Here is a 7,983-nt window from a genome sequence, read left to right as displayed (position 1 = left end):
GAATACTACTCGGCCGGGTTATCTGTTCCGGTAACCATTGCCAAATGGTGGAATTTGCAAAACAATTTTAGGGTTTCTTATAATAAATTTAATGACGATAATTTAGAGGGCGCCCCCTTTGTTTTAAGTAAAGTCTTCTACAATTTTAATACTGTAAATTCAATTATTTTGGGCGATAACTGGGCATTTGAAACCAATTTCTGGTTAAACTCACCAAAAGTTAGGGGTTTAGAACGGACCACTATTTATCAGTATGCTTTAAATATAGGTGTGCAGAAAAGTTTCCTGAACAAAGCTTTAAAACTTAAGTTAAATGTTGATGATATTTTTCAAACCAACTACTGGAAAGGAACGCTTGATTATCAAAATGTAAATTTAAGGGTGCAGAATAATTACATCAGTAGAAGAGTATCTTTCAATATCAGTTATAGTTTTGGCAACCAAAACCTAAAATCAAACCAGGACCGGAAAACGGCGGCAGATGATATTAAGGGAAGAGCTGGGGGTTAGTCTGGACTCTAAGTTTGGAGTTTGGAGTTGAGAGTCTGGGGGCGAAAGCTTGGAGGCAGAAGTTCCAGACCGACTGTGTTTCGCAATAACAGATTTGTCTCGGCATAAAAATAGAACGCCTAAAAAAGAAGAAATCATGAAAATATTACTTACGCTAGTTGCATGCTTAATAGCGTGTAGGGCTTCTTTTGCCCAGAAATTAAATACTTTGACGGGAAAAATCGTCGATGAAAAGACTGTTCCGGTGTCGTTTGCCATTGTTCGGATTTTAAATTATCCTGATACCACGGTGGTTAAAAGTGTATCGACCAATATAGAGGGCGCTTTTACAATCGACCAGTTAAAAAACGGTGAGTATCTGCTGTCGATCTCGATCGTTGGTTTTAAGCGTAAAAATACGGATCACTTTTCAGTCAATGGTGATTTAAAGTTGCCAGCCATCGGTATCGAAAGTTTAAGCAAACAATTAAAAGAAGTAAGCGTTCAGGGCAAAAAACCTTTTATTGAACATCAGATCGATAAAACGGTGCTGAATGTAGAAAATAGCATTATTGCAACTGGAGGCACGGCTTTAGAAGTGTTAGAGAAAGCCCCAGGCGTGCAGATCGACCGCCAAAACGACCAGATTAAACTGAATAATAAAAGTGGTGTGATGGTGATGATCGATGGAAAATCGAATTTCCTATCTGGTGCTGATGTTACCACATTGTTGAGCAATATGAGCAGCGATCAGATTTCTACCATCGAACTCATTACCAATCCATCTGCCAGGTACGACGCTGCCGGAAATGCAGGGATCATCAACATCAGACTAAAACGCAACAAAGCTTATGGTACCAATGGTACGGTTTCTGTTAATACTGGGCAGGGCATTATGCCCGATTCGCCCAGCGATTTGTTCCGTGCCGGGGTAAACCTGAACTTAAATCACAGGCAGGGGAAATGGAACATTTTTGGAAATGGTGCCGTGGCACGCAAAGCCCAATTTAACAATACGTTTTTAACCCGTACCACTTTATCTGAAGGTTTGGCCAGTTCACTTACGCAAAATTTCGACCGTAAAAATAAAGGTGTTGGTTTTCAGGGGAAACTAGGCGCAGATTATTATGCTTCTGAGAAAACCATTTTTGGGGTAATGTTGGATGCCAATACGGTAAACACCAAACTGACCAATTTTAGCAATACCAATATTAATGCAGTGCAGAATGGAACTTCGAACCTCAGCTATATTTTGCAGGATGCCAATTCGAGCTCTCCGGCGGCTAATTTAACGGCCAACTTTAACATTAAACACGATTTCGATAAAAAAGGCAAGAGCCTTACTTTCGATGTAGATTATTCGGGTTTCAGCAATAAAAAAGATGAAAATTTTTTGGCCAATTATTTAAATGCAAACGGCAACCCAACCAACCAAACCAGTTTAAGAAATAATACGGATGCCGAGATCAATGTGTATGCCGCCAGAACGGATTTCACTTTGCCGCTTTCTAAAACAATGAAAATTGAAACGGGCTTAAAAAGCAGCTATGTAGTTACGAATAACGATTTTATTTCTGAGCAGTTGGTATCTGGTGTATGGCAAAATGATCTGGGTAAATCGAACAACTTTGTATATAAAGAAAATATTAATGCCATTTATGGGAGTTTATCTAAAGAATGGAAGGTGTGGCAGATTCAGCTGGGTTTAAGGGCGGAGCACACACATTCTAATGGCACTTCTGTAACCGACCAGAAAGAAGTAGACCGGAACTATCTATCTGTTTTTCCAACGGTTTTTGTTAATCAGAAGATCAGTGAAAACCATAACATCCGTTACGCTTATGGCAGAAGGGTAGACCGTCCGAATTACCAACAGCTTAATCCATTTGTGTTTTACATGGACCCTTTGGCGGTTGATCAGGGAAATCCTTATCTGAAACCTCAGTTTACTGATAATTACCAGATCAGTTACAGTTATAAACAAGCTTCTTTTTCGCTGAGCTATTCGAATACCCGTGATATGATTACACAAATTAGTAAACAGGATGATGCCACCCGGGTGATCAGTGTAATCCGCCAGAATTTAGGCCGCTTCCAGAATTATTCTGCAGATTTATATGTTCCCATCAAKGTTACGAAATGGTGGAATATTCAAAATAATGTAAGTGTTTATTACAGCAAATTTAATGACGGAAATATTGAAGGTGCTGCATACAGTGCGGGTAAGGCTGCGGTAAATGTTTTTACCTCCAATTCCTTTACCTTACCTCAAAATTTTAGTATCGAAATTAGTGCATGGCTAAACTCCCCACGGGTTTCGGGTGTAGAGCAAACCACCATTTACCAGGGAGCTTTAAATGCCGGAATCCAGAAAACTTTAATGAATAAAAAGCTTAAACTCCGTTTAAATATGGATGATATTTTACTTACCAACCATTGGGAAGGGAAACTGGTTTATCAGAACATCAATATGAACGTAGTGAACCGTTACACCAGCCGAAGGGCAAATTTCAGCATCAGCTATAATTTCGGGAACCAGAATGTAAAATCAGCCCGGTCCAGGAATACGGCTACCGATGATATTAAGGGAAGAGCAGGCGGTTAGTTTTTTAGTCCTTAGTCTAAAGTCTGGGTAGTAAATCTCCCATTAACCAATTTATACAGTTAATCAGTTTAAACAATTAACCAAAAAACAATGAAAAATATAATATACAGTATCGCAATTTTATTTACCGCTTTAGGTTACGGATGCCATAATAGTGGCGGTTATTTATCTATAAATGCTACCGATAATGATACTAGTTTCAAATTTGAAGCAAAGTATGCCGAAGATAAAACGGATAAACTGGAAAAATTCCTGGATAGTGCCTTGAATAATGAACTTCCGTTAGATCAGAATATCGATCTGTTCGTAAACTTAAACGGCAGTGATAAGTTTAACCTTAAAGCCAAAAAAGGCTGGTTAGTGATCGACTTCGATAAGCGGAACAGCACTTTGGCAGGCTATATGAAAGTGAAAAAACTTACTGAAGGGATTAGACAGAAATTAACGGAATAATCGTGTTTTAACCGAAGATTGCAGAGAGAAAGCGCAGAGGACACTAAGTTGGGTGGTCTTCGACTATGTTTAAACTAACAATTTAATGCGATCGTCATTCCCGCGCAGGCGGGAATCTTAATTGTTTCAATGTATTTCCGCAGCTTTTTTAACCGCAAAGTACACGAAGAAAGGATCACTTAACTGTTTTTATACAATTCAATTTTCCGTCCATCGGGATCAATAATTATTGACATAAAACCAAATTCTGTTTGGGTTGGCTCTTGAACAAAATCAGCTTGTAATATATTTAATTCATACATCACTAGATCAAAATTTTCTATACCAAAACCTAACCTTAAGTTCCTGTCTGCTTCAGTTTGGTTTTTCGCCAAGGGATAAATTTCAAGAATAGTTCCCTTAATTGTAGCTGAATAATGATAAGGTGAACTATCGTGTTTATGATATTCAAATTTAAGCCCAAGTAAACTGTAAAAATCAGGCATTACTTTTTACATTGTCAATTGAGATTATTGCAAAACAATGATTTCGGGAGACCTTTACAGATTTTAGAGTGCCTGTAAATTCAATGTTGTTCTTTAGTAGCTTATCATTTTCAGTTTTTCGGCTTCTGCCCGTTTTATACCAGATAAAAACAAGTAATAACCAAAGGATAAAAAAGGCAAAAACAATTTTTGGGTGTTTCATCGTGTGAGAAGCTTGTATATTAATTTAATCCGCATAAATCCGTACAATCTGCATGTTTAATACATCAGTAAATCACAAAAAATTCATCTATTAATGCCCCATTCAAGGCGAAAACCAATCTATAATAACCTATTTTATTTCCATCTTGATCAATTTGGCTTTTGAAAGCAATCGCATCTCCATCAAGCAGTTCAAAATCAAGGTTTTCGGTTTCTATTGAAATATTCTTGTTGCTAATGTCTAAATCTGCACAGGTATTTTGATCCAATAATGAGTTGAAAGATTTGATATAGGTCTCAGATACATTGTAGTTTTCTATGAAATTTTTTATTTGCGGGTCGTTCATGATATTATTTCTATTCGTTATAAGTCAAAAGTTTTATTGCTAACCCACTAAATTTTATGTGTATATCTACTGATGCATTAATTGCCTATCTGTATTTTTTAAAACGTGCTGCAAATAACTTTGGAAATTGCTGTACCCATTTTTTTCAGGATGTTCAAGGTCTAGCATCTCTCCATTTCCCATATTGAATATTTGCCAGTCGTAAATTTTAGCAACTCTTACTAACTCAAAAAGTGCGGCCCCTCCATAAAGATTAAATACTTTATTGCTTACAGGCTCGGTATCAACAATATAATCTACAACGTATCCTTCGCCTTTTATTTCTCTCCAATTTTCGCTAGTAGTAATGTTGGTAAAGTGCTTTTCTAAAATAATGTTGAAATCTATTGCTACAAGTAATTCTTCGTCTACTTCTTCAATAGCACTTATTTTTTGCCTGGAGCTAAATATTACAATGTCCCAACTCATAGTGTTAGTTTAGGTTTGGTTTCTATCATCGCGCTTATTTTTCCTTGCAGATTTTTAAGTATTTGGTGTACTCATTCATAAACCGGTCGCGTTGTTTTTTATAGTCGCCAACACTCTCAAAATTTCTGTATTCCGGTTTCATATTGTTAAAGTAGAAGTAAACCGTTACACCGTTTCCTGGAAACATAATAAATGTTCCTAAGGTGCTGCCTGTTTCTATTGTTGCTCTGCTGAGTCCGTAAACTTTAAAGCCATTAAACTCAAGTTCGATCAAATCTTTAGTTTCCATACCCGTTGTATGTGAGTTTAAAAATTTCAGATTATCAATAAGGTTCTTTTTGTCCTGGTTATATGCTTTTTGTTCGGAAAGTTCAACTTTCAAGTTTACGAATGGAGCTTTCTTGTTGTTATTGTACAATATTCTATAACCATCTGTTCTGGTTACTTGAACTTGTCCAGCAGCCGTTGGTAGAATCCTTACCTTTTCTGAACTTTCTGGCAATCTGTCTGCACTGGCAGCAGTAAGGTTCGTTGCCGTTTTAAATGAAATATAACATGGTGTAATTTCATTTGTACTTGTAAAGCTTATTAAAAATGTTGCCAACAGAATGGCAGGAAACAAAGGCAATTTTGATTTCATGTTTTTAAGATCTCGTATAATTTAGTGGCAACAAGATAAAGAATTTTTAAACTTTGGTGCAACTAAATCAAGAAGTGCTAGCGCTACTGGCTTCGGTCTTGTATAAAGGACATTGTGAACTTATGCTTTCCGAAATTTAGATAGATTCATTTGAGACTTTTAAAGCACAAGTCTGGCCTTTACTTGGGTCGGAGCGCTAAGACTTGAGCTAGAATGGGGATATCTCTGTGATTTGTGGGGCACTTATCTATTAATATCTTATTCAGTAGTTTTAATCGTTCCAAATTAAAAGTCCGCCAATGTTTTCAATGTTTAGTTTTTCGATATCATTTATTTTATCAAGACGTTTTTCAAAATATTGAAGTGCTGTTTTAGCTTTTTCAACTGCTTTTTTGAGTTCATGTCGATCAATTGACAGCGTAATTTCTTGTGGTGTAGGTTGGAAGGGTTCATCAAATTCGTCAACCGAAAAATCAAATACGATATTGTCGCCATCAAATTTGATCTGTGGGGCAGGGTGTCCTTCGTAATAAGTATTTTGTAGCATTGAAAGTCTGTCCCAATACATGATATCACTCAGGCCTCCGCAACATTGAGGAAAATATTTGTCTTGCCCATCAATATTCAAAACATAACCGCCAAAAAATGTTGCAGCCTGTTGTCGTTCATATTTTCCATCTCTCATTTCTTGCGTATGGTCAATGACGAGTTTGGTTAAGTTGTTATCAGTAATTTCTGAGAGTTTATAGAATGGAAAACCTTTTAAATAAGGCGTCAGTTTATCATTAAAACCCGCTTTTCGAAAGCATTCTTGATGATAAGCGTTCGTGTTCATCAATCGGAACGGTAAAGGCATATGAATATAACAATCGCTATTCAACCTTGCCAAAAGCTACAAGCCCTCCTCAATAAACCTGACAGTAGCAGAAATCCTTTTTGTTGCTTCTTCGACAAGCTCAGGATAACAGCAACAAAAAGATTGTAGCGAATGGCGGGGCTGCGTTGCCCGAAAAGTACAGGACCACTCGTTTCCAAATCCTTTACCACTTCCAATTGGCTTTCTGTTAAACAACTAAGCACTTAACCATATAAGAAATATAAGGCCGTATAAGTTATAACACCCTAATAACGATCTTGTAAGCGGTAAAAATGGAAGATACTCCGGTAACCATCTTATATCAAATGCAAAAGGTCATAAAAACGCCTCGTTATTGTCACGATTGCCCCTCATGCGCGTTGCTCTTCTGTTGTAACTTTATCATCATCAAATCAATAGAAAATTAGATGAGAAAGATCAAAATAATGGAACATATCTCGCTTGATGGCGTGATGCAGCACGAAAACAGCGAGGATTTCGCACATGGCGGATGGACAACACCTTACCGGAGCCTGGAAGGTTTAGCAGCAGTATTGGAGGCGCAGGGTACTCACATCGATCTGTTGTTAGGCCGCAAAACCTACGATAGCTGGACCCAGTACTGGCCAAAGGCTGGAGATAATCCGATGGCGAACAGTTTAAATAACGGCAAAAAATACGTGGCCACTCATAGGCCCGACAGCCTCGAATGGGGACCTGTTGAAGATTTAGGCACTGACATCGTAAAGCGTATTCGCGACCTCAAATCAGCAGAAGGCCCTGACCTGATCGTGTATGGAAGTTCGACTGTGGTTGCTGTGTTATTGGAACATGGACTGGTTGACGAGGTTGTGCTGATGGTATACCCGGTATTGCTGGGCACGGGCAAACGTTTCTTTTCTGAAACCGCCAATGCGCGGGAACTGGCTTTTGTGAGCACGAAAACTACGCCTACAGGAGTGCAACTGAATACTTATCAATATGTTGGAGAACTGGGAAGTTAATTAGTTTGGAGTTGAAAGGTTTTTTGGAGCGCATGGGCTGTAATCCTTGGGCTGGCTTCGGTCCTGCTGTCCGTTTCCCCCGATGAAACCTGTGAAACAAGCAATCACACAATAAAAAAAGTAAAAACTAGTGCTTAAATCGGGATCCACTTCCATCAGGGCTATTTAACATTGGGCTGTACCCCGAAACGAAGAAAACATATGAAGCAATCTGTTAGCGTATTAATCCGGGTTCAGGAGGGTGGGGGCGAAACCTAACATTGGAAGATTGGTTTTGGTACATCATTAAAAACGCCCATATTTTTGGGCATGAGCGCTTTTGTTTGTCATTATTCCTTAACGTTTAACGTCGGCTGGAGCATTGGTGGTCGAATCTGCTATTGAATCGGTGCTTGTACTATCGATCAATTTGTTCGTATCGGTGTATTTGTACAT

At 38.2% G+C, this 7,983-nt stretch carries 9 protein-coding genes; 4 read left to right on the top strand and 5 right to left on the bottom strand.

Annotation, left to right across the window (positions count from 1 at the left end):
- The 3 genes from AC1DND_RS21270 to AC1DND_RS21260 all read left to right on the top strand — a co-directional run.
- A partial coding sequence (locus AC1DND_RS21270) for an outer membrane beta-barrel protein (protein ID WP_477584631.1) occupies nt 1–510 on the top strand: 510 nt, incomplete at its 5' end.
- Between the two features lie 136 nt (nt 511–646).
- A complete protein-coding gene (locus tag AC1DND_RS21265; RefSeq protein WP_477584630.1) occupies nt 647–3,094 on the top strand; it encodes a TonB-dependent receptor domain-containing protein in 2,448 nt (815 codons plus the stop codon).
- Between the two features lie 90 nt (nt 3,095–3,184).
- Nucleotides 3,185–3,547 carry a hypothetical protein gene (locus AC1DND_RS21260; protein ID WP_477584629.1) on the top strand — a complete coding sequence of 121 codons (363 nt, stop codon included), beginning with the start codon at nt 3,185–3,187 and terminating at the stop codon, nt 3,545–3,547.
- A 179-nt stretch (nt 3,548–3,726) separates the two neighbouring features.
- On the opposite strand, the gene AC1DND_RS21255 is transcribed toward AC1DND_RS21260, so the two are convergent.
- From AC1DND_RS21255 to AC1DND_RS21235, 5 genes are all read right to left on the bottom strand, one after another.
- A complete protein-coding gene (locus tag AC1DND_RS21255) occupies nt 3,727–4,032 on the bottom strand; it encodes a VOC family protein (protein WP_477584628.1) in 306 nt (101 codons plus the stop codon).
- A 266-nt stretch (nt 4,033–4,298) separates the two neighbouring features.
- A complete protein-coding gene (locus AC1DND_RS21250) occupies nt 4,299–4,580 on the bottom strand; it encodes a hypothetical protein (protein WP_477584627.1) in 282 nt (93 codons plus the stop codon).
- Between the two features lie 66 nt (nt 4,581–4,646).
- On the bottom strand, nt 4,647–5,048 hold the full coding sequence (locus tag AC1DND_RS21245) for a hypothetical protein (RefSeq protein ID WP_477584626.1): 402 nt from the start codon (nt 5,046–5,048) through the stop codon (nt 4,647–4,649).
- 34 nt (nt 5,049–5,082) lie between these two features.
- Nucleotides 5,083–5,688 carry a hypothetical protein gene (locus AC1DND_RS21240; RefSeq protein WP_477584625.1) on the bottom strand — a complete coding sequence of 202 codons (606 nt, stop codon included), beginning with the start codon at nt 5,686–5,688 and terminating at the stop codon, nt 5,083–5,085.
- Between the two features lie 271 nt (nt 5,689–5,959).
- Nucleotides 5,960–6,523 carry a hypothetical protein gene (locus AC1DND_RS21235; RefSeq protein WP_477584624.1) on the bottom strand — a complete coding sequence of 188 codons (564 nt, stop codon included), beginning with the start codon at nt 6,521–6,523 and terminating at the stop codon, nt 5,960–5,962.
- A gap of 449 nt (nt 6,524–6,972) precedes the next feature.
- Between AC1DND_RS21235 and AC1DND_RS21230 the strand changes: the two genes are divergently transcribed.
- Nucleotides 6,973–7,548, top strand: coding sequence for a dihydrofolate reductase family protein (locus AC1DND_RS21230; protein WP_477584623.1), 576 nt, complete (start codon nt 6,973–6,975; stop codon nt 7,546–7,548).
- Nucleotides 7,549–7,983: the final 435 nt, after the last annotated feature.

This window comes from Pedobacter sp. 01N416, assembly GCF_056399685.1.
Note: the sequence above shows the minus strand (reverse complement) of the source record. Positions and strands in the feature narration are given on the sequence as shown.

Coding starts and splice junctions, on each gene's coding strand:
- AC1DND_RS21230 (WP_477584623.1), top strand. CDS start 6,973: ATGAGAAAGATCAAAATAATGGAACATATCTCGCTTGATGGCGTGATG.
- AC1DND_RS21245 (WP_477584626.1), bottom strand. CDS start 5,048: ATGAGTTGGGACATTGTAATATTTAGCTCCAGGCAAAAAATAAGTGCT.
- AC1DND_RS21255 (WP_477584628.1), bottom strand. CDS start 4,032: ATGCCTGATTTTTACAGTTTACTTGGGCTTAAATTTGAATATCATAAA.
- AC1DND_RS21250 (WP_477584627.1), bottom strand. CDS start 4,580: ATGAACGACCCGCAAATAAAAAATTTCATAGAAAACTACAATGTATCT.
- AC1DND_RS21260 (WP_477584629.1), top strand. CDS start 3,185: ATGAAAAATATAATATACAGTATCGCAATTTTATTTACCGCTTTAGGT.
- AC1DND_RS21235 (WP_477584624.1), bottom strand. CDS start 6,523: ATGAACACGAACGCTTATCATCAAGAATGCTTTCGAAAAGCGGGTTTT.
- AC1DND_RS21240 (WP_477584625.1), bottom strand. CDS start 5,688: ATGAAATCAAAATTGCCTTTGTTTCCTGCCATTCTGTTGGCAACATTT.